Raw genomic sequence first — 25,987 nt, 5'->3', positions numbered from 1 at the left:
GAACAAGCAGCAGATTACATGCTGGACAGTGGCTGTAAAATCAGGTGTGCTAACGTATATTATAATTTTAAGGTCAGGGATATATCCATGTTTGATATCAAATCATTTTTTAAGAGAGAAGTAGAAAAAAAACTCATCAATGTAGATGATTATATTTTTATGCCTGAGCGAGTAGAGATGGAGCTGGAGGGCGGAGTATTAAATTGTGTACTCAACAGTGATGGTCGAGTCGATATTTTTTATAGTAAGCAAGGCGTGACAGAGGTCGGCTCGGCATCACGTAAGCATCCCTTTACGGCATTCGAAACTGAACTATATCATGGCGTTTATGATGACGTTATTAATGATTTGATCAAAGAAGTAGATAAGATTATCGATGGCTCTTCTAAGTATTTTAGTCGCAGCAAGATACTGCCCTTTACAGCAGCTTTGTCACAGAATCCAGTCGACAAAAACAAGTTCTAAGCCAAGTTAATAAGATAAGTGATGGTACAAAGACTTAGCAATAAAAAGGGTGGGTTATTTATAACGCACCCTTTTTATGGTCTTATTTTAATGTCTTAAAACTTGAATGTTGTGCAACCATATCTACCACACATCAGTAGATATATCATATTTTATTTCATTTCATTTCATAAAACTGGTATAGCAACTTTGTAGAGATTTTGCGACGACTTTCGTGACCAGCTGTGTGCGATATTGCGAATCGATAGCAGCATTGCCCAATTCAACGAGTGTCACTTGCTGCGGCGCTTGCTCACTGACGCAGCCACAAACATTACTTTTTACAGCTTCTTGTTGTGTGTCGGTCATAGCCACGCTAGCCACACGCCAAGCAGTTTGCTTTTCAATCTGACTGCGGCATTGGTTATCAATCGCTGATTTAAAGACATTCATACCAATCTCATTGGCAGTACCGATAGCAGTACCTGCATTATTATTCATGCCACCAGTCGTTGTGCATCCAGATAGAGCGAGGGTAGCGAGCATAGCCGTTGATATTAAGATTTTTTTCATGGGTCTGATCCTTTAAGATTTTTATTGGTTTTAAGGTTTATGCTTAATAGAAACTGGCATTTGGTACGAGTTGATGTTTGCTAATTGACACGTATTTTCTCCAAGCAGGTCGTATATTATCAGCAAAACTTATCAATAACACCACCAACTATTATTAGTATTGAATAAAGCTTTTTTTATCAAAGCTTGTCGTTATCAATCCAGCCACGCATAAGGGTGATAATATGCATAGGCTTTATAACCAATATAGCCGACAATCATCAATAAACCACCGACGATAAATAACCAAGTGGTGAGGTGTTCCCACGAACAATCATCAAAACGGTCATTAAATGCCGCCGAAATATTGGCGATGAAAAGAATGATGCAACCCAATAGCAATATCAGTGTTGACGTGAGCTCATAACTATCTACGCTAAAGTTTGGCATACCATAATCCAAAAATAAAATTCATCTTACTTTAACGATTTTAATCAATAAGGCAGGTGAATTGTTCATGAAGTATTGCTATATTTGGGTAGCGTGTCTATTATTTTCTACCGTAAATACTATTTAGCTAAATAGCATTCTGCACAAAGCAGCCAATTCAAACCCATATATGCGTAGCTCAGCACAAAAAAACCAGCTAAGGCAATGGCTCTTAGCTGGTTTTATTTTATAAAGTTAATGTCGGTTTTTTAACTGTTTTAGACATTTTTACCGTGTTGCTTTTGCTGAATATCTTTTGCAAGCTTGTAACACTCATTGATGTGGTCATTGGCGATTTTTTTGAAAATCATATAGCCCATTGTAGCAGCAACCATTTGCCCCCCTAGTGGGATGAATTTCGTTACTTGTTTGGCAGCAATACGACCACCAAAGCCTTGTACGGTCTTTTTAACAATACCACGAGTCGCCATCAACCCTGCAAAATCGACAGTACGATCTTTTAATGCGCCCCAATGAATGGCTCGTGATTCTAAGTCAACTGCCGCCTTACGGTCTTCAAGTAAGCCGAATCGCTCGCTAATGTCAGGTAATAGTTGAGTAAGCATACCTGCGTCTACTGCGACATCAAAAAATGGTACAGGAACGATGGCAACACCAGCAGAATATTTGGCGCGTTTTTTGACCAACTTTTGACATTCCTTTTTTACTTGTTCAAGATCCAAGCTAGGGTCAATGGTATTTGGTAGTTTTTCAGCCAGTGGTGTGGTTTTCATAAAGCATCCTTATATTATAAATGGTTAAAATAAAAAATCTCAATAGATAGCAAGTATCTCAGTTGCTTACCATTTTATGGATTTCTGAGCGGCATACAATCATTGCTTTGTAGCAAAATGCAGAAAAATGCAGTCGCTATACACCGTTTTTGTAAATGAAATATTATGCATATTATATGCACAGAGTATGAATTATTTGCTCTATGCTAGTATTAAAATATGGTTTATCACAATTTACTGCAACAAAAAACGATAAACCAAGCCGCCAAAAATTGTCATTGTGACCCTCTGCTAAAGCCAGTAGAATATGCACATGCTAAATTTAACCCCCCGTTATACCAGCACTCGCATCGACGAGTTGCCCGCCGCGCTGCAACCACTTGCCGCCCAATCATTGACGCTTGCCCGCCTGTATGCAGGTCGCGGCATTACTCAGCCTGATGAGCTAGAGACGCAACTCTCTGCGCTATTGCCAGCCGAAATGCTACATGGTGTCACCGAAGCAGTGCGTCTGTTAGACGTCGCCATCGATGACGGTCAGCGTATCCTTATCGTGGGCGATTTTGACTGTGATGGTGCGACCAGTACCGCATTAATGATGCGTGCGCTTACAAAAATGGGGGCAGTCGTTGACTTTTTAGTGCCCGACCGTTTTAAGTACGGCTATGGTTTGACACCAGAAATTGTCGAATTGGGTATTGAGAAGTATCATCCTGAGGTGATAGTGACCGTCGATAATGGTATCTCAAGCCATGAAGGCGTGGCTCGTGCGCAAGCCGATGGTATCACCGTGATTATTACTGATCATCATTTGACGACTAAAGAAACACCGCCTGCGGAGGCTGTGGTTAATCCCAATCAGCTCGATTGTCACTTCAGCAGTAAAGCGCTCGTAGGAGTGGGTGTGGCATTTTATGTGCTTGGACGCTTGGCTAAGCTGCGCCGCGAAGCTGGTAAATCTACCGTGCAAGTGAGTCAATATTTGGATTTGGTGGCATTAGGAACGATTGCCGACGTTGGGGTGCTTGATAAAAACAATCGCATTTTAGTGCATCATGGACTGGCGGCTATCCGCCAAGGGCGCTGCTCGCTCGGTATCTTGGCACTCCTTGAACAAGCAGGGCGAGATCCTAAACAGTTGCAGGCACAAGATTTTGGGTTTGTCTTAGGACCTCGTATCAATGCCGCTGGTCGTATGGACAATATGCGCATCGGTATTGAGTGTTTGTTGACGGATGACTGGAGTACGGCGCAGCGTTTGGCGCAAGAGCTTGAGCAGTTAAACCGGGCGCGTCGACAGGTAGAAGGTGAGATGCGCGCGCAAGCGGATAACATCGTACAGACATTAGCCGCTGCGGATACAGACATGGACGATGAGGCTACGGCGGATAACCGTGAAAGCGGCGATGTTATTGTTCAAAATAGATCTGAGAAAAAGACGAATAATAATCATAAACGCAGTATCGTTTTATACCAAGATGATTGGCATCAAGGTGTCATCGGCATCGTCGCTGGACGGTTAAAAGAAAGTCATTATTTGCCAAGTATCGTTTTTGCGCCTGCGGATACAGAGCGTACCGCTGAAGATGACCCTATCAAAGGCTCGGCGCGTTCTATCGCTGGCGTGCACATTCGTGATGCGATTGAGCAGGTTGCCGAGCGCCATCCTGATTTAATCAGTCATTTTGGTGGTCATGCGATGGCAGCAGGCTTAACGATCAAACGCCGTAACTTTGATGGGTTTGTTATGGCTTTTAATGACGTCATGGCACAGATGGATGAAGAGATATTTGCAGAGCAAAAATTCACTGATGGCGCGTTGCAGGCGAGTGACTTTAGCTTGTGGTTTGCTGAACACCTAGCTGATGCCAATATTTGGGGTCATGGCTTTGCACCGCCAATATTTGATGGGGTCTTTGAAGTGTTAAGCTTTAAGATATTAAAAGATAAGCACCTTAAGCTTTCGCTGCGTTACCCTGATGTACAATATCCGATTGAAGCAATTTATTTTAACTTTGATAGCGAGATATGGGATTATCGTGCAGAAAAAGCGCATGTATTATTTCAGCTAGACATCAACGAGTGGAACGGCAAACAAAGTCTACAGTTGATGGTAAGGGATTTAGCAGTCATACAGGAATGATGGCATTATCTTATTATAAGATACTCAACCAGTAGCAAATATAGCGTCGACTTTGTTTAAGGTTGACGCTTTTTTAGTATTTCCATTCGATGGTTGGAAACTGCCAGTCATAACGAATAGCGAGCATGCGTAAGGTAAAAATCGTACCCATAGTAGCGATGTCAGCAATCCAAGCTGTCACACCCAGATTGTGTAGTGCGAAATAGAGGATGCCGCCAGCCAAGGCTGCCGAAATATAAATCTCTTGCTGCAACACCAGCGGAATCTCATTGCAGATCATATCGCGGATGATACCGCCGACAATGATGGTAATCACCCCAAGTAATAATGCCACGGGCACATTTGCACCCATACTATCGGCAACCTTGATACCGATTAAGGTAAAAACTGACAGTCCAATAGTATCTGAGAGTTTGAGGAACTTATTAACGCGTTTAGAGTTGGGATGAAAGAATATTTGCATCACTAATGAAGAGAGGGTGATAACAGTCAGGTAGCTCATATCCACCATCCAAAATAGGGGGTGGCGATCTAAAATGACATCACGCACAGTGCCGCCACCGATAGCGGTGACAATAGACACCAGTAAACAACCAAAAACATCGAAATTTTTATGTTTTGCCAGTATCGTGCCTGAAATACTACAAGCGATAATACCAATCATATCAAAAAGATAAATGAGAGAGCGTGGGTCAAACGTAGTGATTAGTGCTGAAGGGTTCAATGCGATAGCCAGCATGAGCAAGTCTCACTAAGTTTGTATGATGATTGTCTGATTATTATAAGCCAATGCAGTAGAGCTTAGGGCGTGTTCTCATTTCAAAAATGATGATAAAAATGAGATAAATTGCCGTCAAACAAGGAAAGTAGCGCAAATAATATTGAGATATTAAGAAGCTATTTGACGATGTTTGGCAAAATTTAGCTATTTTTAGGCCATTTAGAAAGTAAACGATTGAATTGAGGACACGCCCTAGTGTTTAAACCATATGAATCGGTCTTATTTCACCAAACGTATAGAAGGCAGGTGCCAATCAAAACGCAATGCTAGCATCCGTACAGCAAAGATAACGCCCAGCATAATAAATTCATTCAATCCAGCATCTACACCCAAACGGTCAAGCAGCAGATAAGTGATCGAACCTACAATACTAGCAGAGATATAAATCTCGCGTTGAAGTAACAGTGGTATCTCATTACAGATGATATCGCGTAGCAGACCACCAATAATAGCCGTCCAAACCCCCATCATAATAGCGATAATAGCTGACATATCTTGTGTCAATGCTATCTTAAAACCAATCACGCTAAAAGCCGCTAACCCAATGGCATCAAACAGCTTCAATGCCTTATCAATCTTATGATACAGATGAAAGAATATTTGTAAAATAAGCGATGTCACTGTGATGACGATCACATAATTGAGGTCAGTCATCCAAAAGAGCGGATGACGGTCTAGCGCCATATCACGTAGTGTACCGCCGCCGATAGCATTGACCATCGCAACCAAGATACAGCCAGCAATATCAAAGCCTTTGTGCTGTGCCAGCAGTGTACCTGCGATCGCACAAGCAATCACACCAACCATATCTAATAAATATAATAAAATATCAGGAAAAATTAAATCATTAACCATGATTATATTACCAATATAATGGCCATCAAAATAGATTGGCTGGGCTGGGCTGGACTAGTTTGGTTTTGAAGTTGTTTATATCAATAATTTAAATAGAGTTAACCTAACTTTAGGTAGTAGTTTAGCCATCTTTTGCAAATAGAATAAGCCCAACGATAATCAGAGCAATACCTATTAAGCCCATAGCTGATGGCAGGGTATTATTGAGCAATAGCATACCGCCAATTAAGGCAAATATCACTTCACTTGCCTGAGTGGCATCAACCCCAGCCACTTCGCTTGAAGTTTCCGCTTTTTCACGGGCATATAAAAAGATACTGGTTGCCGCCACACCTGCCAATAAAGCCACAAGTAAGGTATTGAATACCTGTTTAGTATCAGGCAAATCCGGATGAACGACAAGACCCAAAACCAACCAAAATGGCAGACTGCCCAAGGTCATTAACCATACTTTGTTAAAGGCATTTTGTAGGAGGGTGGTTTTGATAGCAGGTATACGTGCGATTAAAGTTTGCAGCAAAGAGCTCGGCAAGGTTTGAGTGGGGTGGTTAAGGTTTAAGGAATCGACCGCGTCCGCCGTATAACTCATATCGGCTGACAACGCAGGTGCTTCTGTAATAAGTGAGGTTGTTTTTTTACTAATCTCGTTGGCTTGGATATCAATTTTTTGAGTGCTAGTAGGCGCGGCATTACGCTTGCGAGCGTTGTAAGATACCTGCCAAACCAACTGGTTACCAATGGGATAGCTAAAGGCAGCTACTAGGGCAGGCACGGCACCATAAAGCAGCATATCTTTCATAGGCACTGCATCAGCATCTAGCAAAGAAGCAGCATGCAGTCCTTCACTGATATTGACCAGTACCACGCCAGCAAATACTAATAACGCATATGCAATGAATTTTTTATCAAAACGTTGTCCGAATGCTAGCAAAACGAGTAGGCTTGCGACCACTGTAAACATAAAGGTCGCGGCGACTACCCAGCCTGCGACATGATCAGCCGCGTAGCATATTCCTGTATAAAAAATTCCAAAACCAATACTGCCCGTAATACACCAAAAGCCCCAATGTTGACGGAATATAGTCATCAGCTCTGTAATACGCCCAAAACCATGCTGCATAATTATAATAGCCGTGAGTATTAGCCACATAAATGCATAGCGAAGGCTAGCTGACCAAAACCAATGCCCACCAGCCGCACTCATAACTTCGTTTAACACAAACGTCGAGCTAAAAAATGCCCCCGATAATAAGCCCAATAAAATGAGTTTGACCATACCTATATTCCTATCCTTGGGTCGCTATTTATGTTGAATATCCATTTAGATGATTGGGCTATTATTTGCCTTTAGCATCTGCCCAGATGATTTTATGCAGTTGCAATTGGAAGCGTACGGGCAGAGCGTCAGCCAACATCCACTCTGCGAGTTCGCGCGCCAACAAAGGTACATCGGGGCTGCCGTCGTCGTCGATATCCTCTGCGACATTAAACATCGGAGAGAACCAAACCGTTCCGACCAAATCGTTTAGCTCATGCTCGATCAACATGGCTTTTGCCCAGTCGTAATCAGTACGGTTCATGATGACAAACTTGATTTGGTCATGCTGAGTGAGGTGGTCGAGATTTGACCATAGATTCTTATCGACTTCGCCTGAGCTTGGCGTTTTGAGATCCATGACTTTACTGACCGCTTTTGGCACGTTTGCTACCGTGAGCGCGCCTGCGGTTTCAAGCGAGATTTCATAACCGTCGCTCAGTAAGCGCTTCATTAGTTCAATGGCGTTCGGCTGAGCTAAAGGCTCTCCGCCAGTCAGACAAATACGCTTGCAAGGATAGCTTTTGATGGTCTCTATAATGGTTTCTAGCGACTGCCGCTCGCCGCCAGTAAAGGCGTATTCAGTATCGCAATAGACACAGCGAAGTGGACAGCCAGTCAAGCGTACAAATATCGTTGGCAAGCCTGAGGTCAGCGCTTCACCTTGCAAAGAATAAAAGATTTCTGTCAAACGTAGACCCGCTTCAGGATCAGTGACAGGAATGGCGGCGGTGCGTAATAGTGATTCACTCATAATATGTCAAATACAGTTAAAGATTGCTAATGGGATGAGGCATTTATCAATGGTAATAAAAAGGCAAGTTCTGGTATGGGCGTTTTGCGTTTGGATAAAGCCAAACCAAAAAAAGGGATTATAACGCACCACCCTCTATTAAGCTGCAAAAAAGACGCTGAAGTTTTCTTCAGCGTCTTTAATAAAGAGGATCTGTCGCTGTCCGTACGGTTTGGGTACGAAACTCTAAGTATCAAAAATACTAAGCTAAACGTAATAACTCATTGACTGATGTTTTAGCGCGGGTTTGTGCATCGACTTTTTTGACGATGATAGCAGCATATAAGCTATGCGTACCATCTTCTGATGGCAAGCTACCCGGTACAACAACAGAGCCTGCTGGTACACGGCCACGATGAATCTCACCCGTTTCGCGATCATAAATGCGCGTTGATTGACCAATAAATACACCCATCGAGATAACAGCACCTTCTTCGACGATTACGCCTTCAACGATTTCAGAACGCGCACCGATGAAGCAATTGTCTTCGATGATAGTTGGATTCGCTTGTAATGGCTCTAATACGCCGCCGATACCAACGCCACCTGATAAATGCACATTTTTACCAATTTGGGCACATGAACCCACGGTCGCCCACGTATCTACCATCGCGCCTTGATCGACATACGCGCCGATGTTGACATACGATGGCATCAATACCGCACCTGCTGCGATGAACGAGCCTTTACGAGCAACAGCGGGTGGTACAACACGTACGCCTGATTCTTTGAACTGCGCTTCGGTCCAGTTGGCAAACTTAGTCGGAACTTTGTCATAAAATTGCACATGTTCGCCCGCTGCCTGAACATAGTTGTCGTTTAAGCGAAAAGAGAGCAAGACGGCTTTTTTTGCCCATTGATTGACGACCCATTCGCCATCCTTTTTTTCTGCAACGCGCAATGTGCCGTTATCTAATTGCTCAAGCACTTGATTAATAGCATCACGCACGTCCTGTGGCATCGTGCTTGGGCTGTATTCGTTGCGTTTTTCAAAGGCTTGTTCGATGGTTTGTTGTAATGACATAAAGGTTCCTAAAGTTAGTGGAAGGTAAAGCATATATTATCGTTAAATAACTCGCACGACTTGGCGTAAAAACTTGCTTACCGTATTGTCGCTAATTTGGCGACTTTTAGCAAACGAGTTAACCGCTGCTGTTAATTGTCTGAGCTATGGCTTTCTATCCATTCTAAGATATCTTCATAGACTGTTTGGTGGTCTTTTTCATGCAAAGGCTCATGACGCATATTTGGGTAGAGTTGGATATCTACTTGACTGAAATTTTGCTTGTTTAAGCGCGTGACAATTTTACGGATGCCGTTGCCCATATCTCCGATAGGATCATCTTCGCCGCTGATAAATAGCATCGGGAAGTTTTTTGGGATAGTCATTGCCCAGCCTTTGTTTAAGCCAGTTTCCATCAGAAAGAATAGTGTCATAAAGCCATTATTGGTGAAATCAAAGCCCGTTAAGGGATCTGCTTCATAGGCTTCAATGGCGGCAGGATTTTCAGTTAACCATGCAAATTCTGATGAAGAGATGCGATCTTCAAGCTTACTATTCAAGACTTTATTCATCACCTTGGCAAACATTGCATTTGGTTTTTTAGGTGCTACTTTTGCCAGTACTTTATTGACTGGCAGTAGCACTTTAGTCAAGGGGTTGGCATCTGCTGTACCCATCAAAATAGCACCTGTAAAATTGTGTGCATGGTGCTTTAGGACATTACGCACAATAAACGAGCCCATAGAGTGACCCATTACAAAGTGCGGCACGTCAGGATGGCGGTTTTTTAAGCTATCTGCCATGACAATGACGTCTTTTAGCAGGGACTGTACTGGATGTTCTTCACCAAAAAAACCTAAATCTGCTGATGTTTTGACGGTTTTTCCATGTCCCAAATGGTCATAAGTTGCCACTGCGATACCATTATCCGCTAAAAACTGAGCGAAGTCTGCGTAACGTCCGCTATGCTCTGCCATACCGTGAACAATTAGTAACGTGGCTTTTACCGCTGTGTTTTCATGGCTTGGTTCAAAAAAATTATGATGCAAGTAATGAATATTATCGGAGGAGAGAATGTGGTCGCTACCTGTATCGGTGTTGGTACTCATATAGGATTCCTTAAACAGTTTTAATGAATGTTTTTAATAAATGGCTTTAATGGTTCATCATCTTAATGAATAGCAGGCATGATAATTTGAAATCGCCTGCTAAAATTTGGCTTATTATACGGCGCTTACCATGAACTATTGTACTGGACGTTGGTAAATCGTTTGACCTTCTTTAATGGTTGTGATGACTTTGATGTCTTTGAGCTTGCTTGCCTCTATGGTTAATGGGTTGGCATCTAAGATAACCAAATCAGCTAGTTTCCCTGGCGTCAAGGTGCCTTTGCTGTCCTCTTCAAAATACTCATAAGCGGCATTGCTGGTAATGGCTTTTAACGCTTGATACGGCGTCGCTCGCTCATTTTTACCAATGATTTTACCTGAGCGCGAAGTGCGATTGACTGCTGACCAGACTGTAAATAGCGGGTCAACAGGTGTCACTGTGTCATCAGAGTGATTGGTATATTTAAGTCCCATTCTATCAGCAGTGGCAATCGGGCTTGAAAAGGCGGCACGTTTTTTACCTAAGTTTTTAACGTGTACATCTCCCCAAAAGTAAGTATGGTTGGTAAAGAAGGACGGCACCATATTGTATTTTTTGAATGCGGCTAGCTGATCAGGTCGGGCAAATTGAGCATGAATGGGCACAGTACGGCGATCTTTATCAGCTGCTTGACCAGTCTTTTTGACCGCATACTCGTGTGCCTTGATGAGCATATCGGTTGCGCCATCACCATTATTATGGATAAAGAGCTGATTGTCGCGAGCATAGGCTTTGACAAACGTCTCGTTCAGCTCATCTTGGTTGACACTTGGTAGACCGCGGCAGTCCTTTTCACAATCTGGAACTGGCGTGAGATAAGGTTGGCTAAAATAGGCGGTCTTGCCTTGTGGCGAGCCATCTGCAACGATTTTGGTACCCTGTACTTTAAAGCCGTTTTGATAGGTTTTCCATACGAAGTTTTTATCAGCTAAATTCTCATCTAAGTCACTCACTCCTGCCAGTGCGACCAAGTCAATTTTAAGTTTGTCTGCATCGGCTTGTTTTTGAAAAAACTGAATAGTGTTTCGAGCCGTTGAGCCATTGTGTGCCGTCGTTATGCCATTCTTTGCATAATACTCTTGCGTCTGCTCAAAGAATTTGCCTTGATTCGGCGCTAACACTTCTAGCATATTGCGCACGAACGGATACATCGCCGTTTCTTGTACGAGACCGTTTGGTTCATTAGAGCCTTTAATTCGAGCAATATTACCGCCCGCTGGATTTTTACTGTCAGCAGTGATGTTCATCATGGCCAGCGCCTTGCTGTTTGCGACGCCCATGTGACCACTCGTGTGTTGTAAATACACTGGATTGTTTGGCAGTACTTTATCAATCTCGCTTTTGGTCGGATGACGCCCCTCGGCGAGCTGAGTTTCATCATAACCCCAACCAAAGATCCAGTCGCCATCAGCAATGTTATTGTCTATTTTATACTCTTTTAGCGTTTGCATCATTTTAGGAATACTATCGACTTGACCGATGGGCGGCGGGTTGAGATTGATCTGACCCATGGTGTTCGACACCATATCAAAATGACTGTGCGGATCGATAAAGCTGGGTAATAAGGTTTTATCTTGTAGATTAATCTGCGCGGCATTTTTATATTTCGATTGCGCCTCTTGTAAATTGCCCACATAGGCAATCTTGCCCGCTTGGGTGACTAAGGCTTCAGCCATTTGCGGCTGATCGCCCTCCATCGTGATGATGTTGCCATTGTAATAGACAGTTGCTGAGTTGCTCATATCCTTGGGCGCGGTCTGCATGGTAGTGCAACCTATGACACTCATTAATCCAATGCTCAGTACAGTTGGTTTTAGTAATGTGCTCATATTCATTACGTTATCCTTAAAGGTGATTTGATGCTTACATCCGTGTGTCATAAGCATTGGTACGTGGTGGGCTTTCTATATTCTAAAAGTATTCATATTTTATCAGTGACTGTTGTTTTAAAAGATAGGAATGTTGCAACCAATTTAGCGATAAAGCCTTGTGCGGTCAATGCTATTTAAGAGTTTTGCACTGACAACTGTGGTATTGCCAATTGGATGAGAAGGTCGATCTATAAAGCTGCTGAATATAATATCTTAAAAGCCAAATTGACAAGTGCTGTATGACATCCTACGAGACGTCATGCTCATTTGGCATAAAAGGTGAAAATCACGATATTAGTTGTCAATACTGTTTCACAATCAGGTATGATTAATTAGATAAAACACAAAGTGATAAGACTGGAAATGAGATGATAATTTTATGAAATAGTCATAAGAAGCAATTGCTTGCGTGTGAATTTTTCTTTTTTAACCTTTTATTTTTGCGTCATCCTTTTTGCTTTAGAGGTGCTACCAACGGGGTTTTATACCATTATGAAATCAACTATCGAATTACTCGAGCACACGGATTTCCCAGCGATCAAACGTCGTGAGTTAACCACGCTACAGGTCAATATGGGTTACTTATGCAATATGTCTTGTGTGCATTGTCATGTGGCTGCCAGTCCTTACCGCACAGAGATGATGTCGCGTGAGCTTGTTGAGTTGATTCTAGAAGTCTTGCAAGCAAAAAATATTGAGACGCTTGATTTAACGGGCGGTGCGCCTGAGATGCACGAAGACTTTAAGTATTTGGTCACAGCCGCACGTGCCTTGGGTGTAAAAGTAATTGATCGCTGTAATCTGACTATCCTGATGGAAGAAGGCTTTGAGGACATGGCACAGTTTTTGGCAGACAATGCGGTCGAAGTGGTGGCTTCAATGCCCTGTTATTCATTAGAAAATGTCGATAAGCAGCGCGGCAAGGGCGCATTTGATGACAGTATATTGGGGTTGCATAAGCTCAATGCGCTTGGCTACGGCAAGAAAGGGTCAGAGCTCACGCTGAACCTTGTCTATAACCCGCAAGGTGCGACGCTGCCGCCCAATCAACAGCAACTTGAAGCAGATTATAAGCGCGAGTTAAAAGCGCATTTTGATATCGAATTTCATCAGTTATTTGCCTTGATCAATATGCCCATTCAGCGTTTTGGTGCGGTGCTATTGGCTAAAAACCAATTCCATCCCTATATGGATTTGCTCAAAGCCAATTACGTGGCTGCCAATTTAACCGAAGTCATGTGCCGATCGACCATCAGTGTTAATTGGTTAGGAGAGTTGTTTGATTGTGACTTTAACCAACAATTAGAGATTCCAGTGCCCAACAAGTCCCGTCGGCATCTAAGCGATTTGTTAACGCAAAATCCTGCTGGCGATGATATTGCCATTGCAGATCACTGCTATGGCTGTACGGCAGGGCAGGGAAGTAGCTGCGGTGGTGCGCTAGAGGGAGAGATAACAGAGCAGGCGATAGAAGAAATATCCTCGATTTAACCGGAGTCAATCATGTCAGTATTTAATAGTACAAGACTTAATAGTAAAAGCCTTTTTTTAAGCAGTGGTTTATTAATCAAAGCGGCAGTGACCACCTCTATCCTGTTAGCCAGTATGGCAAGTTATGCGGATTTTAATCACAGCACTTGGGATAGCTTACTTGATAAAAACGTCACTATGACCAATGGTGGCAAAGCATCTGTCGTCAATTATAATGGTATGAAAGCGGATAAGAGCAAGCTTGACAGCTATATGGCGGCGACTAGTAAGGTTAGCCAGTCGGAATTTAACGGCTGGAGTAAAGACGAGCAATTGGCATTTTTGATCAACGTCTATAATGCTGGAACGGTAGAGCTAGTCTTGACCAAGTATCCTAACATCAAGTCGATTAAAGATATTGGTGGAATATTTGGTTCGCCATGGAAACAGGATTTTGTCACGCTATTAGGCAAGAAGCGTTCGCTTGATGACATCGAGCACAATCTAATCCGTGGCTCTAAACGCTATAACGAACCACGTATTCACTTTGCCGTAAATTGTGCGAGCATCGGCTGTCCTGCGCTATTAAATGATGCTTTTACAGGGCGTAAATTAGATAAACAATTAGAGCAAGTGACGAGTAAATTCCTCGCGGATAGCAGTCGAAACCGTCTCAAAGGTAATACGTTAGAGGTCTCGCCAATTTTTAAATGGTATAAAGAAGACTTTGAAACCAACTGGCGCGGCACTAATGATTTAGAAGGGTTTTTGGCTCGTTACAGCTCGTCTTTAGGGCTTAGTAAGTCGCAAACGGCTGAGCTAAAAGCAGGAAAAGTGAAGATTGGTTATACCGATTATAATTGGAGCCTTAATAATAAATAATGGTAACAACAAGTAAGAGTACTGCTAACTATGACGGCTATGGCGACGGTTTCTATCATTATTCCAGTGCTCAATGAGGCAGATAATTTGCCTTTATTGTTTGATAATATCAACAAGCTAAATCCAAACCCGCAGCAAGTAATATTGGTCGATGGTGGTTCAACAGATAATTCTATTGCCATAATCCAAAGTTTTATTAATAAGGTAATGCCTGATAATGATCGTAAAATTGATTGGCAAATGACTGAGTCTAAAGCAGGGCGCGCGCTGCAAATGAATACAGGTGCAGCGTTAGCAACTGGTGAGGTATTACTTTTTTTGCATGCCGATACGCAATTGCCAATGAATGCTATCGAGAGCGTTTCTAAAGCGATGAAACGGGCAGAGTGGGGACGTTTTGATGTGCAAATAGCCAGTCGTCAACCGACACTGCGATTGGTCAGTCAAATGATTAATTGGCGCTCACGGTTGAGCGGAATCGCGATAGGTGACCAAGCCATTTTTATTAGCCAGTTTTTATTTGAGCAAATTGGTGGCTATCCTAACCAAGCGTTGATGGAAGATATTGAGCTTTGCAAACAGTTAAAAGGTATTGCTAAACCTGCTTGTTTAAAAAGTAAAGTCATCACATCAGCAAGACGCTGGCAACAGCATGGCACTTGGCGGACGATTATTTTGATGTGGCATTTACGTTTTGATTATTGGCGCGGCGTATCAGCTGATAATATCAAAGCGCGTTATTATAAATAAAAGAATAAGCTCTTACAAAGAATAAACTCTTACCATGAATCAAAACCAACAAACTTGCATTATTCTTTTCGCCAAGTTCCCCGCACAGGGTATGGCAAAAACGCGCTTGCAGCCAGCTCTTGGTATTGAAGGTGCCGCGCAAATGGCGCATAAACTGCTATTGCATAGTATAGAACAAGCCGTCGCTACCGGCTTTACGATTGAGTTATGTGTCAGTCCTGCGCCAACTGATCCATGCTGGCAAGCGCTTAATTTGCCTGACTCACTGCAATGGTCAGCACAAGCAGAGGGTGATTTGGGTTTGCGTATGTTAACCGCCAGTCAGCAAGCGTTAACACGTTTCGAGCACGTTATTTTGATAGGTACGGACTGTCCGAGTCTTACAACCATTCGTATTCGACAGGCTGCCCAGCAGTTAGAAACACAAGATAGCGTCATGATTCCCGCTTTTGATGGTGGTTATGTACTGTTTGGCTTTAAGCAAGTTGCTGCTCGCTTATTTAGCACTATCGAATGGAGTACGGTGAGCGTAGCAAAGGTTACTCAACAGCGCTTGGCAGAATTGAGCTGGTCTGTAGCGTTGTTAGCGCCTTTGCCTGATATTGATGAGCCTGAAGATTTGTGTTACTTGCCAAATGGCTGGCTTAATGGTTATTGAGAATTGAGAATTGAGAATTGAGAATTGAGAATTGAGAATTGAGAATGCCTTATCATTCGAAGTTTTTAGGTATGAAAAAGCCATCGAGCTATTTTGTTGACCCTATTAGGTTGATTATAGTTCGATGGCTTTTTGATAATCATAAATGCGTATGGCTAAGGTAATAGTGCTGAAAGTCTGGTTTTAGTCTCTTCACTCATCGCCTTTACTGGCGTGACTAACGCTTGAGCTAAAGCCGTATGGGCAATAGAGTCGGGCTGTTCTACAGCGAGTATGGCGACCGCCTGCTTAATCACTGCTTGAGCGTTTTCAGCATTTTTCATTAGATTTCTTATGGCATAATCGGCGCTGACATCCTCTTCGGTAGGATGCCAACTATCAAAATCTGTGACCAATGCTAGCGTCGCGTAAGCCATACTCGCTTCACGAGCAAGCTTAGCCTCTGGCATATTGGTCATACCGATGATGTCAGCATTCATTTGGCGATACCAGTGTGACTCTGCACGAGTGGAAAACTGTGGCCCTTCGATACAGACATACGTGGCTTTTGCATGACATTGACCTTCAGCTATCTGCGCCTGAGTATAAGCACGCGTTAGAATATCCGCGACTTTAGGACATAAAGGATCCGCCATCGCGACGTGTGCCACTGCACCTTCCCCAAAGAAACTGCTGTTTCTATGCTTAGTCATATCGATCATTTGATCGGGAATGACCATATCTAAGGGCTTAAGCGCTTCTCTTAATGAGCCCACTGCCGATACCGAAATGACGTAACGTACGCCCAAAGTTTTGAGGGCATAAATATTGGCACGATAAGGCACTTCGGAAGGGGTGAATTTGTGACCTTGACCATGACGAGTTAGAAAGGCGACCGTCACGCCATTTAATTCACCTAAGACAATATCATCAGAAGGCGTACCGTAAGGCGTCGATATGCTGACACTACGTTTATTGGTTAAATCTTGCATCTGATAAAGACCGCTACCGCCAATGATGGCGATATCAGCGGATACCGATACTGATACTGCCGCTGACTTTTCTACACTAGATATTATCATAAAGGTTTTCCATATTTTTAGAGTAATAGATAACGTTGCCAAGATATGTGGTGACGAATTTGTAAATTTAGACGGGATCTACTTTAAGTGAGCTGCCTTACAAGACAACCGCTTAGGGTTTATATATAAAATATAATCAATCCTACAGTATGATAAAAATGCATTAAGAACGACCATTTAGTCATTTTATATCAGTATTTTTTGGTCAAATAACCTCGTTTATATTTAGATGATTATAAAGGTTTACAATAGACACAGACTTTGGTTAAATGAATTGTATTATGAAACATTGTTCCGCATAGCAAAACTATATTTGGCTATTGATTCATTACAAGAACTGCTGCTCCTTTACTTAAATAGCTTCGCATATCAAGTATGAGTGTAGAGGGAATCTGGATGGCAGTTTATTTATAGCAAGAATTGCTATATTATTACAGGTCTGTAACGCATCACTATTGATATATTGATGTCGTTAAGTGTATTAACTCGATTATTTCAAGGATGAATTCAATGCTCAACTCTCTAAAATCCCCGTTACTTTTATCAGCAATGTTAAGCGCCACTTTAGGTCTGACGGCATGCTCATCACCAAGTTCAGAAAGTACTGACAGTACGGCAACAGATAGCGCTGCTACTGACACTGCCGACGACAAGCTTGACACCAAGTTTCTTACCATCGCCACTGGCGGAGCATCTGGCCCTTATAACATCATTGGCACTTCATTATCAGAGGTCTATGTCAAAACTTTTGGGGTCAACTCAAAAACGCAAACCACTGGCGCTTCAGTCGAAAACGTCAACCTATTAACCCAAGGAAAGGTTGACATGGTGTTGGCGCTCAGTGATGTAGTCACCGACGCGGTCGAAGGCAAAAACAACTTTGATAAGCCGATAACCAACATACAACAGATTGCAGTCTTGTATCCTAATGTGGTGCAAATTGTCACCACCAAAAAATCTGGCATCAAAAATATTGAAGACTTACGTGGTAAGCGCATCGCTGTGGGCGATCAAGGCTCTGGCACAGAAGTAAATGCTCGGACGCTATTAGAAGGGTTTGGTATCACATATGATGATGTGACCGTCGACTATTTAGGCTTTGCGGAAGCAGCGGACGGTATGAAAGCGGGTAAAATTGAAGCAGCTTTCTTTAGTAGTGGTCTGCCAAACTCTTCATTGATGGAGCTAGAGCAGGGTTTAGACTTACAGTTGATTACCATTAATCAAGACAAGCTAAAAGAAATCATCGCAACCAAGCCTTACTTTAAGACTTTTGAGATTCCTGCTGGCACTTATGGCAATGACGCCGCGATTCCAACCGCAGCAATCATGAATGCTCTATTGGTTAGCTCAGAGTTGTCTGAAGCAGATGGTTACAAGCTGACCAAAGCGTTATTTGACAATTTAGACGGTCTAAAAACAGCGCACCAAGCGGCCAATGATATTAGCTTAGCAACCGCTCGTGAAGGTATGGTCGCACCTATCCATCCTGGCGCTAAAAAGTACTATGATGAGCAAGCAGCTAAATAAGCGATTAGGGTTATTAATTGGCGTGGCAGGCATTGCCGCGCTGGTTTGTTTTACGCTATGGCATCTCTTTGTCCGTCAGCCTGTGGTGGAAGTGCGTGTCGCAGGCATCGATGGTGCTAATGATAAAGTTTGCTACTTTGTCGAGCCAAATTTTCAACTGCGCTGGATACACTCTGTAGAAAAACAATGGTGGGAAGAGCAATACCAACGTATAGACAGCAGCAGTACAGAAGACGCTGAATTGCTGCTGACCACCACTTATTTTGAAGCTTTTGGGGCGGGCACACCTTCAACCGAAGCGCTTGCTCCCATACAAAAACCTGGCTATCTGGGTTATCAAATCAATAAGAAATTGCCTCAGCTTAATTGGGTGGTCTCACGGCTTACCAAAGGTGAGATTGACTATGGTAACTACCAGATGCTCATTCATCGCTGGGTGCCAGACTATTCTGAAGTAACGATCATGCCGAAAACGTATGGTTTCATTGATAGATTTAACAAGGATTTGTGTCATGAACTCCCAAGTGATGGATCACAATAATGTGACAACGATGTCAGATAACCATATCAATAACGACTTGCCTATACATTCCAACACGGATGCTGATACTCAGGTCGACGCTGAACTCGAGGCGCAAGCCCACAATAAAGCCATATTAGAAAAGTATGATAGAGAATCCATCACAAGGCACATCACTCAAGGACCAGTGAAGTATTTTATCGCTGGACTTTGCATTTTATATTCACTGTTTCATTTATATATCACCTTTAATCCCATGCCAGCGCTGCTACAGCGCTCTGTACACGTGGGCATTGGTTTTGCCTTAATTTTCTTAATTTTCCCCGCAAGTAAAAAAAGCAGCCGTCAGCGCGTTGCATGGTATGACTGGATTTGGTTTGCTCTGTCATTGTCTGGCATGGCTTATCTGATATATGAATATCAAGATATCGTGACCTCACGTGGCGGTATGGCCAATCAGATGGATGTGATATTTTCGCTGATTACGGTGGTCTGCGTATTAGAAGGTAGTCGCCGTATCACAGGTTGGATTTTACCGATATTGGCAGGGATATTCTTGGCGTATCCGTTTGTCAGCCATTTGGATTTTATGCCAGACCGGTTACTGACTCGTCCTTATGACATGGGTGATATCTTTGGTCAATTATTCCTAAAAACTGAAGGTTTATATTCTGTTGCGATTGGTGCATCGGTCACTTTTATCTTCTTATTTATTCTATTCGGTGCATTCTTAGCGCGCTCGGGAATGGGGCAGCTGTTTAATGATTTGGCATTGGCAATCGCGGGTCACAAAAAAGGTGGTCCGGCAAAAGTAGCAGTGATTTCTAGTGGCTTTATGGGTAGTATTAACGGCTCTGCTTTGTCAAACGTAGTCAGTACTGGTGCCTTTACCATTCCGCTCATGAAAAAGGTTGGTTACCACAAAGATTTTGCGGGTGCCGTTGAGGCAAGTGCCTCTGTTGGCGGGCAAATATTACCGCCAATTATGGGCGCGAGTGCCTTTATCATGGCGGAGACAACAGGCTTGCCGTATAGCACAATTGCGTTGGCGGCCTTATTGCCAGCGATATTGTATTATCTGGGCGTCATTGCGCAGGTGCATTTTCGCGCTGGTCGTCGCGATCTAAAAGGTATCGCTAAAGAAAGCTTGCCAGCCGTGAAAGAAGTGTTAAAAGCCCGCGGTCATATGCTGCTACCGATTGTATTTTTAATTTTCTTATTAATCAGAAACGTGCCCGTTGGTTATGCAGCGGCTTATACCATTGGTTTTACCGTTGTGGTCAGTATGCTGCGTAAAGAAACTAGGATGGGTTTCTCTGATATTTTGGGTGCATTAGAAGATGGCGCACGCCAGTCGCTCGCGGTAATGGCTGCCTGTGCAGTCGTCGGTATTATCATCGGAGTCGTGAGTCTAACCAGCTTTGGAACGGTGATGACCTCATCAATTGTCACACTTGGTGCAGGATCGTTATTTTTCACACTCATTTTGACCATGCTTGCCTCGATGGTATTGGGCATGGGACTGCCGTCTATTCCTGCCTATATTATTACAGCAACGATGGCAGCACCAGCCTTAGCTGGTTTTGATATTCCAATTTTATCAGCGCACATGTTTGTTTTTTACTTTGGTATTTTTGCCAATATTACACCGCCTGTGTGTCTAGCCGCCTTTGCTGGTGCGGGCATATCTGGTGGCGATCCGATGAAGACAGGATTTTTATCGCTGAAACTAGCTTTGGCTGGATTCATCGTGCCATTTATGTTTATCTATAGTCCAGCGATGTTAATGATTGATCCTACTGGGCTTGCAGTAACTGCTAAGGACTTCCCGCTACCACCTATTATCGATATTATCACGGTAGTATTGACGTCAATTACGGGTGTTCTCGCACTTAGTGCAGCATTAGAGGGTTATTTTAAAAGCGATATGAGCCCAGTAACACGCGTTATTTTGGCAATCGGAGCTTTGCTGTTAATCTATCCTGGAATAACGACTGGTCTAGTGGGTGGCGTGATCGTTATTGCTATCGCCATCCTTAATACTAGAAACAGTGGCGAGCCAACGCCAACTTTAACCATTTAAGGCGTTGCGGTTGAAGGTTTTAATAATTCATTAGAGTCATAAAAAAGGGTGAATAACAGTTTATGTTATTCACCCTTTTTACATGCTTAACTTAATTTTTAAGTATTAGCTCATTAAACCCCGACACTTAGCAGCCAAGTTTGCCTTCTGCTGCCAATGCTTTTTTGCTACGAATCGGTGCAGGGCAGTCTTCGCCGTAATATTGACGATCGGCAAAGTAGCTTGAGCGTACCATTGGGCCTGCCCAAATGTTAAAGAAGCCAATTTTTTTACCATAATCCATATAACGCTGGAACTCGTCTGGATGGACGTAACGATCGACAGGCGCGTGGTTTTTACTGGGTTGCAGATACTGACCAACCGTAATCATATCCACGTTATGTGCTTTTAGGTCATCAAGCAATGCATAAATCTCTTCTTCAGTTTCACCAAGGCCAACCATAAAACCGCACTTGGTCGCGATATCAGGGCGACGCTCTTTATAGAGTTTGAGCAAATCTAACGAATGCTGATAGTCAGAACCTGGACGGAAGGCTTTATATAAACGAGGTACGGTTTCGATGTTATGGTTAAAGACATCTGGCGGTGTTTCCGTTAACAAGTCTAATGCTACTTCCATACGACCACGGAAATCTGGTACCAATATTTCAATGAGGCAATTCGGGCTAAGTGCGCGAGATTCATTGAGCACTTCGACGAAATGCGCCGCGCCACCATCTTTTAGATCGTCACGATCCACAGAGGTGATTACCGCATACTTAAGCTGCAAGCCTAAAATAGTCTCGGCAGTGTGGCGTGGCTCATCTGCATCTAGCTCATTCGGACGACCATGACCGACGTCACAGAACGGGCAGCGACGGGTACAGATATCACCCATAATCATAAAGGTAGCCGTACCATCAGCGAAGCACTGCGGCAGGTTAGGGCAGGCCGCTTCCTCACAAACGGTATAGAGCTTTTGCTCACGCAAGGTGGCTTTGATACGAGCTACTTCAGCGGGCGAGGACATTTTAACCCGAATCCAATCTGGCTTTTTCTTTGCCTCGATGGTCGGAATCACTTTAATTGGGATACGGGCAACTTTATCATAGCCACGTAGTTTTTCGCCTTGAATGGCTTTTTTAGGTTTGACCTTAGCAGCAGGCACATGTGTTTGTACGGCAGTTGTCATAATAAAGTATCTCTTAACCCTTTATAGTATAAGGGTTTATGGAATTATTAGAATGTGTTGTGAGTGAGGACATTATAGCAGAAACTTAGGGGCTAATTTTCAATGAATAATGTTTAACTGATCATTTTGAGGTGGATCATTAAGGCTACTATGGTTTGTCTCGCAACCATAGTTTTAAATATCTATATCAATATCCAACTCATTCAGGGTTTCTATGGCAGCACGAAACGCTTCTTGGGTGGCAGGTGCCCCGCAATAAGGCAAGCTGTGCATTAATACTTCTCGAATTTCAGCGACACTTGCGCCATTATTGATGGCACCTCGAATGTGTCCTTTTAGCTCAGTTGGGCTTTTTTGCGCAATTAAAAAAGCAATGGTGATTAATGAGCGGTATTTGCGCGGCAGTACTGAGTCATCTTGCCATGTGCTGCCCCAAGCGTGTTCGATAATCCAGTCTTGTAATGGTTGGGTAAATCCAGTCGCGCTATCGAGTGAGCGTTTGACATGCGCTTCACCCATCACGTCAGTGCGAATTTTGAGACCGTTTTGATAATTAGCGTTACTCTTTATATGGCTGTTTTCCATATCGCTGTTTTCTCTATTTTTGTTTTCCATTGCACTACTATCCATATCATTATCCTTAATGTTTATTCATTTAATATATAGTTAATAAAAGCTGTTTTTTCAAGCGCTATCTTTCCACATGCTATTTTCAAAAGAATATTTTATCAAATAATATCCTACAAAGCGTCTAGCAGTCACAGCGTATGTATTTACTCATAAATCGAGCGGTGCTTGACTAAAATGACAAGCTGTATATCGATTGTGCAAGGCTGCTCAATCATATTGTTGATGGTACTATTTATATAATAAATGTTCAATATGAGCCCTTTATAACCGCTTTATGAGCCTTTTAAAGGCTGAGCCATTAACATTTAGGGCGTTTTAAGCTATGATTGCACCAATAATTATTCCATCTAGTATATAGACGCAGGCGGTCATGCTGACTACCCACGTAATGTACTAATACTCCCAACTGACGAGGACGACTATTGTGTTAGAAGCTTATCGTAAACATGTCGAAGAACGTGCTGAGCTAGGAACGGTTCCGCTACCACTGAATGAAAAACAAGTAGCAGAGTTGGTTGAACTACTGAAGAATCCACCAGCAGGCGAAGACGCGTTCTTGATGAACCTGCTAGAAAACCGTATTCCTGCTGGCGTTGACCAAGCGGCTTACGTTAAAGCGGCGTTTTTAGCAGCGATCCTTAAGGGTGAAACCTCTTCACCACTTATTAGCAAGCAAAAAGCCGTTCAAATCCTAGGCACGATGCAAGGTGGCTATAACGTTCAACCATTGGTTGCTGCACTGGATGACGCGGAAGTGGCACAAGATGCTGCTGAAGCGTTGAAAAAGACATTACTGGTGTTTGACGCGTTCAATGACGTGACTGAAAAAGCAGAAGCGGGCAATGCTATCGCTAAAGAAGTGGTGCAATCTTGGGCTGACGCTGAATGGTTTTTGAACCGTGATGCTGTGCCAGAAAAGACGACTTACACGACGTTTAAAGTGACTGGCGAAACCAACACCGATGACTTGTCGCCTGCGCAAGATGCGTGGAGCCGCCCTGATATCCCATTGCATTCATTGGCTATGCACAAAAACTCTCGCGACGGCATCACTGCTGACGAAGAGGGCATTGTCGGTCCAATGAAGCAAATCGAAGCGTTAAAAGAAAAAGGCCATCCGCTAGCTTATGTCGGCGATGTTGTTGGTACTGGCTCTAGCCGTAAATCCGCGACCAACTCAGTATTGTGGCTCATGGGCGATGATATCCCTAACGTGCCAAACAAACGTGGCGGCGGTCTAGTACTTGGTAACAATATTGCTCCTATCTTCTTTAACACCATGGAAGATTCTGGCGCATTGCCAATCGAAAAAGTAGCCGTTGATAACTTAAACATGGGTGATGTGTTTGACATCTATCCGTATGAAGGCAAAATCACTAAGCATGATTCAGATGAAGTGCTGTCTACGTTCAAATTGAACTCACCTACTTTGCTTGACGAAGTTCGTGCTGGCGGTCGTATTCCTTTAATCGTTGGTCGTGGTTTGACCAATCGTGCCCGCGCGTACATGGGTCTTGGACATTCAGATATCTTTGCTAAGCCAGAAGAGCCAGTTGATACGGGTAAAGGTTTTACCCTAGCGCAAAAAATGGTCGGTAAAGCTTGTGGTCTAGAGGGCGTACGTCCGGGCATGTACTGTGAGCCTAAAATGACGACTGTAGGATCGCAGGATACGACTGGTCCGATGACTCGTGATGAGCTAAAAGATTTGGCTTGCCTAGGTTTCCAAGCAGACTTAGTCATGCAGTCATTCTGTCACACTGCCGCTTATCCAAAGCCAGTTGACGTTGAAACTCAGCACACACTACCTGACTTTATCATGAACCGTGGCGGCGTAAGCTTACGTCCAGGTGATGGTATCATTCACTCATGGTTGAACCGTATGCTACTTCCAGATACCGTTGGTACTGGTGGTGACTCGCATACTCGTTTCCCAATGGGTATCTCTTTCCCAGCGGGTTCTGGTCTAGTAGCATTTGCTGCAGCCACAGGTGTTATGCCACTTGATATGCCTGAGTCTGTCCGTGTCCGTTTCGTTGGCGAACGTCAGGCTGGTATCACGTTGCGTGACTTAGTCCATGCGATTCCTTATCAAGCGATTAAAGAAGGTCTATTGACCGTTGATAAGAAAGGCAAAATCAACGAGTTTAATGGTCGTATCTTAGAGATCGAAGGTCTAGAAGATTTGACCGCTGAGCAAGCGTTTGAGCTATCTGATGCCTCAGCTGAGCGTAGTGCTGCTGGTTGTACCATCACTTTGTCTGAAGCGTCGGTGACTGAGTATTTAAACTCAAACATTACACTACTTAAATGGATGATCTCAGAAGGCTATGGCGATGCGCGTACTATCAGCCGTCGTATCGAGCAGATGCAAGAATGGTTAGCGAACCCAAGCCTATTACGCGCTGATGCTGATGCTGAATACGCCATCGATATGACTATCGATATGAGCACTATCAAAGAGCCTATCCTTTGCTGCCCGAACGATCCAGACGATGCAAAAACGTTGGCTGATGTCGCTGGCGATACCATTGATGAAGTATTCATTGGCTCTTGTATGACCAACATCGGTCACTTCCGCGCTGCGGGTAAACTGCTACAAGACGTACCAGCAGGTAGTTTGAAAACTCGTCTATGGATTGCGCCGCCGACTAAGATGGATGCGCGTCAGTTGATGGAAGAAGGTTACTACAACATCTACGCTCAAGCCGGCGCTCGTACTGAGATGCCAGGTTGTTCACTATGTATGGGTAACCAAGCACGTATCGCACCGAAATCTACGGCGGTATCGACGTCAACTCGTAACTTCCCGAACCGTCTCGGTCAAGGCGCTAACGTATACCTAGCTTCTGCAGAGCTTGCAGCCGTAGCAGCGGTACTTGGTAAATTGCCAACCAACGAAGAATATCAGCAGTACGCTGGTATGCTTGATAGCATGGGCGAGGAAGTGTATCAGTACATGAACTTCGATCGTATGGATTCTTATACTGAAGAAGCCGACAAAATTAACGTTGCTCAGTTGACCTAATCTTGAGAATTAAGTGAAACGTTTTAAAGAAAACCCCGTACCATCATGGTGCGGGGTTTTTTAGTTATAAAATAA

Annotated in this window: 23 protein-coding genes; 10 read left to right on the top strand and 13 right to left on the bottom strand. The window is 43.4% G+C overall.

The window, feature by feature from the left end; translation table 11 throughout:
• The first annotated feature begins 87 nt into the window (after positions 1–87).
• On the top strand, positions 88–465 hold the full coding sequence (locus JMW64_RS09065) for a hypothetical protein (protein ID WP_055123844.1): 378 nt from the start codon (positions 88–90) through the stop codon (positions 463–465).
• A 162-nt stretch (positions 466–627) separates the two neighbouring features.
• On the opposite strand, the gene JMW64_RS09060 is transcribed toward JMW64_RS09065, so the two are convergent.
• The 3 genes from JMW64_RS09060 to JMW64_RS09050 form a co-directional block, all read right to left on the bottom strand.
• Entirely contained in the window at positions 628–1,017 is a 390-nt protein-coding gene (locus JMW64_RS09060) for a hypothetical protein (RefSeq protein WP_045451282.1), read from the bottom strand.
• Between the two features lie 195 nt (positions 1,018–1,212).
• Entirely contained in the window at positions 1,213–1,446 is a 234-nt protein-coding gene (locus JMW64_RS09055; RefSeq protein ID WP_201554311.1) for a hypothetical protein, read from the bottom strand.
• 257 nt (positions 1,447–1,703) lie between these two features.
• Positions 1,704–2,219, bottom strand: a complete 516-nt coding sequence (locus tag JMW64_RS09050) for a hypothetical protein (RefSeq protein WP_055123847.1) — start codon at positions 2,217–2,219, stop codon at positions 1,704–1,706.
• 313 nt (positions 2,220–2,532) lie between these two features.
• On the opposite strand from JMW64_RS09050, the gene recJ reads away from it, so the two are divergent.
• On the top strand, positions 2,533–4,362 hold the full coding sequence (recJ, locus tag JMW64_RS09045) for a single-stranded-DNA-specific exonuclease RecJ (RefSeq protein ID WP_201554310.1): 1,830 nt from the start codon (positions 2,533–2,535) through the stop codon (positions 4,360–4,362).
• Positions 4,363–4,435: 73 nt separating this feature from the next.
• Here the strand turns inward: recJ and JMW64_RS09040 are convergent, their stop codons facing one another.
• The 7 genes from JMW64_RS09040 to JMW64_RS09010 all read right to left on the bottom strand — a co-directional run bounded on the left by JMW64_RS09040 (position 4,436) and on the right by JMW64_RS09010 (position 12,087).
• Entirely contained in the window at positions 4,436–5,101 is a 666-nt protein-coding gene (locus tag JMW64_RS09040; protein ID WP_045451289.1) for a trimeric intracellular cation channel family protein, read from the bottom strand.
• Positions 5,102–5,362: 261 nt separating this feature from the next.
• Entirely contained in the window at positions 5,363–5,998 is a 636-nt protein-coding gene (locus JMW64_RS09035; RefSeq protein WP_045451292.1) for a trimeric intracellular cation channel family protein, read from the bottom strand.
• Between the two features lie 121 nt (positions 5,999–6,119).
• Positions 6,120–7,274 (bottom strand): multidrug resistance efflux transporter family protein, encoded by a 1,155-nt coding sequence (locus JMW64_RS09030; protein ID WP_060491479.1) that lies wholly within the window; start codon positions 7,272–7,274, stop codon positions 6,120–6,122.
• Between the two features lie 61 nt (positions 7,275–7,335).
• A complete protein-coding gene (gene queE, locus JMW64_RS09025) occupies positions 7,336–8,067 on the bottom strand; it encodes a 7-carboxy-7-deazaguanine synthase QueE (RefSeq protein WP_201554309.1) in 732 nt (243 codons plus the stop codon).
• Between the two features lie 241 nt (positions 8,068–8,308).
• Positions 8,309–9,130 (bottom strand): 2,3,4,5-tetrahydropyridine-2,6-dicarboxylate N-succinyltransferase, encoded by an 822-nt coding sequence (dapD, locus tag JMW64_RS09020; RefSeq protein WP_060491477.1) that lies wholly within the window; start codon positions 9,128–9,130, stop codon positions 8,309–8,311.
• 131 nt (positions 9,131–9,261) lie between these two features.
• Entirely contained in the window at positions 9,262–10,218 is a 957-nt protein-coding gene (locus JMW64_RS09015) for an alpha/beta fold hydrolase (RefSeq protein ID WP_201554308.1), read from the bottom strand.
• A gap of 135 nt (positions 10,219–10,353) precedes the next feature.
• Positions 10,354–12,087 carry an amidohydrolase gene (locus tag JMW64_RS09010; protein ID WP_201554300.1) on the bottom strand — a complete coding sequence of 578 codons (1,734 nt, stop codon included), beginning with the start codon at positions 12,085–12,087 and terminating at the stop codon, positions 10,354–10,356.
• Between the two features lie 534 nt (positions 12,088–12,621).
• Between JMW64_RS09010 and arsS the strand changes: the two genes are divergently transcribed.
• The 4 genes from arsS to JMW64_RS08990 are packed head-to-tail and all read left to right on the top strand — an operon-like array spanning position 12,622 to position 15,889.
• The gene (arsS, locus tag JMW64_RS09005; RefSeq protein WP_201554298.1) at positions 12,622–13,620 is read left to right on the top strand and encodes an arsenosugar biosynthesis radical SAM (seleno)protein ArsS; all 999 of its coding nucleotides are present in this window, start codon (positions 12,622–12,624) and stop codon (positions 13,618–13,620) included.
• 12 nt (positions 13,621–13,632) lie between these two features.
• Positions 13,633–14,481: a DUF547 domain-containing protein gene (locus JMW64_RS09000; protein ID WP_201554296.1), complete on the top strand. Its 849-nt coding sequence runs from the start codon at positions 13,633–13,635 to the stop codon at positions 14,479–14,481.
• Positions 14,482–14,511: 30 nt separating this feature from the next.
• Complete coding sequence (locus JMW64_RS08995) at positions 14,512–15,231, top strand: TIGR04283 family arsenosugar biosynthesis glycosyltransferase (RefSeq protein ID WP_201554294.1); 720 nt, start codon at positions 14,512–14,514, stop codon at positions 15,229–15,231.
• Positions 15,232–15,265: 34 nt separating this feature from the next.
• Entirely contained in the window at positions 15,266–15,889 is a 624-nt protein-coding gene (locus JMW64_RS08990) for a TIGR04282 family arsenosugar biosynthesis glycosyltransferase (RefSeq protein ID WP_201554292.1), read from the top strand.
• A gap of 155 nt (positions 15,890–16,044) precedes the next feature.
• Here JMW64_RS08990 and mtnP read toward each other — a convergent pair whose 3' ends face one another.
• Positions 16,045–16,950: an S-methyl-5'-thioadenosine phosphorylase gene (gene mtnP, locus JMW64_RS08985; RefSeq protein ID WP_201554291.1), complete on the bottom strand. Its 906-nt coding sequence runs from the start codon at positions 16,948–16,950 to the stop codon at positions 16,045–16,047.
• Positions 16,951–17,460: 510 nt separating this feature from the next.
• On the opposite strand from mtnP, the gene JMW64_RS08980 reads away from it, so the two are divergent.
• Genes JMW64_RS08980 through JMW64_RS08970 form a run of 3 tightly spaced genes read left to right on the top strand, consistent with a single transcriptional unit; the run spans position 17,461 to position 21,083 of the window.
• The gene (locus JMW64_RS08980) at positions 17,461–18,480 is read left to right on the top strand and encodes a TAXI family TRAP transporter solute-binding subunit (protein WP_201554289.1); all 1,020 of its coding nucleotides are present in this window, start codon (positions 17,461–17,463) and stop codon (positions 18,478–18,480) included.
• Complete coding sequence (locus tag JMW64_RS08975; RefSeq protein ID WP_227694152.1) at positions 18,461–19,021, top strand: DUF1850 domain-containing protein; 561 nt, start codon at positions 18,461–18,463, stop codon at positions 19,019–19,021. The genes JMW64_RS08980 and JMW64_RS08975 overlap by 20 nt, the downstream gene beginning before the upstream one ends.
• Positions 18,993–21,083, top strand: a complete 2,091-nt coding sequence (locus tag JMW64_RS08970) for a TRAP transporter permease (RefSeq protein WP_201554287.1) — start codon at positions 18,993–18,995, stop codon at positions 21,081–21,083. The genes JMW64_RS08975 and JMW64_RS08970 overlap by 29 nt, the downstream gene beginning before the upstream one ends.
• A gap of 127 nt (positions 21,084–21,210) precedes the next feature.
• Here JMW64_RS08970 and lipA read toward each other — a convergent pair whose 3' ends face one another.
• Positions 21,211–22,254 carry a lipoyl synthase gene (gene lipA, locus JMW64_RS08965; RefSeq protein WP_060491468.1) on the bottom strand — a complete coding sequence of 348 codons (1,044 nt, stop codon included), beginning with the start codon at positions 22,252–22,254 and terminating at the stop codon, positions 21,211–21,213.
• Positions 22,255–22,428: 174 nt separating this feature from the next.
• Complete coding sequence (locus JMW64_RS08960) at positions 22,429–22,839, bottom strand: carboxymuconolactone decarboxylase family protein (RefSeq protein WP_227694242.1); 411 nt, start codon at positions 22,837–22,839, stop codon at positions 22,429–22,431.
• A gap of 469 nt (positions 22,840–23,308) precedes the next feature.
• Between JMW64_RS08960 and acnB the strand changes: the two genes are divergently transcribed.
• A complete protein-coding gene (gene acnB / locus JMW64_RS08955) occupies positions 23,309–25,912 on the top strand; it encodes a bifunctional aconitate hydratase 2/2-methylisocitrate dehydratase (protein ID WP_201554285.1) in 2,604 nt (867 codons plus the stop codon).
• The last annotated feature ends 75 nt before the right edge of the window (positions 25,913–25,987 follow it).

Origin of the sequence: Psychrobacter immobilis, assembly GCF_904846065.1 — a bacterium.
Taxonomy (GTDB): domain Bacteria; phylum Pseudomonadota; class Gammaproteobacteria; order Pseudomonadales; family Moraxellaceae; genus Psychrobacter; species Psychrobacter immobilis_H.
The sequence above is the reverse complement of the archived record's forward strand: the minus strand, read 5'-3'. Positions and strand labels throughout refer to the sequence as shown.

Bases quoted from the DNA above. Each gene is read 5' to 3' on its own strand.
- JMW64_RS08980 (WP_201554289.1), top strand. From the start codon at position 17,461: ATGCTCAACTCTCTAAAATCCCCGTTACTTTTATCAGCAATGTTAAGC.
- JMW64_RS09035 (WP_045451292.1), bottom strand. From the start codon at position 5,998: ATGGTTAATGATTTAATTTTTCCTGATATTTTATTATATTTATTAGAT.
- JMW64_RS09000 (WP_201554296.1), top strand. From the start codon at position 13,633: ATGTCAGTATTTAATAGTACAAGACTTAATAGTAAAAGCCTTTTTTTA.
- JMW64_RS09010 (WP_201554300.1), bottom strand. From the start codon at position 12,087: ATGAGCACATTACTAAAACCAACTGTACTGAGCATTGGATTAATGAGT.
- JMW64_RS09030 (WP_060491479.1), bottom strand. From the start codon at position 7,274: ATGGTCAAACTCATTTTATTGGGCTTATTATCGGGGGCATTTTTTAGC.
- queE (WP_201554309.1), bottom strand. From the start codon at position 8,067: ATGAGTGAATCACTATTACGCACCGCCGCCATTCCTGTCACTGATCCT.
- mtnP (WP_201554291.1), bottom strand. From the start codon at position 16,950: ATGATAATATCTAGTGTAGAAAAGTCAGCGGCAGTATCAGTATCGGTA.
- JMW64_RS09065 (WP_055123844.1), top strand. From the start codon at position 88: ATGTTTGATATCAAATCATTTTTTAAGAGAGAAGTAGAAAAAAAACTC.
- JMW64_RS08975 (WP_227694152.1), top strand. From the start codon at position 18,461: ATGAGCAAGCAGCTAAATAAGCGATTAGGGTTATTAATTGGCGTGGCA.
- JMW64_RS08970 (WP_201554287.1), top strand. From the start codon at position 18,993: ATGAACTCCCAAGTGATGGATCACAATAATGTGACAACGATGTCAGAT.
- recJ (WP_201554310.1), top strand. From the start codon at position 2,533: ATGCTAAATTTAACCCCCCGTTATACCAGCACTCGCATCGACGAGTTG.
- JMW64_RS09060 (WP_045451282.1), bottom strand. From the start codon at position 1,017: ATGAAAAAAATCTTAATATCAACGGCTATGCTCGCTACCCTCGCTCTA.
- lipA (WP_060491468.1), bottom strand. From the start codon at position 22,254: ATGACAACTGCCGTACAAACACATGTGCCTGCTGCTAAGGTCAAACCT.
- JMW64_RS09015 (WP_201554308.1), bottom strand. From the start codon at position 10,218: ATGAGTACCAACACCGATACAGGTAGCGACCACATTCTCTCCTCCGAT.
- dapD (WP_060491477.1), bottom strand. From the start codon at position 9,130: ATGTCATTACAACAAACCATCGAACAAGCCTTTGAAAAACGCAACGAA.
- arsS (WP_201554298.1), top strand. From the start codon at position 12,622: ATGAAATCAACTATCGAATTACTCGAGCACACGGATTTCCCAGCGATC.
- JMW64_RS09040 (WP_045451289.1), bottom strand. From the start codon at position 5,101: ATGCTGGCTATCGCATTGAACCCTTCAGCACTAATCACTACGTTTGAC.
- JMW64_RS08990 (WP_201554292.1), top strand. From the start codon at position 15,266: ATGAATCAAAACCAACAAACTTGCATTATTCTTTTCGCCAAGTTCCCC.
- JMW64_RS08995 (WP_201554294.1), top strand. From the start codon at position 14,512: ATGACGGCTATGGCGACGGTTTCTATCATTATTCCAGTGCTCAATGAG.
- JMW64_RS08960 (WP_227694242.1), bottom strand. From the start codon at position 22,839: ATGGAAAACAGCCATATAAAGAGTAACGCTAATTATCAAAACGGTCTC.
- JMW64_RS09050 (WP_055123847.1), bottom strand. From the start codon at position 2,219: ATGAAAACCACACCACTGGCTGAAAAACTACCAAATACCATTGACCCT.
- JMW64_RS09055 (WP_201554311.1), bottom strand. From the start codon at position 1,446: ATGCCAAACTTTAGCGTAGATAGTTATGAGCTCACGTCAACACTGATA.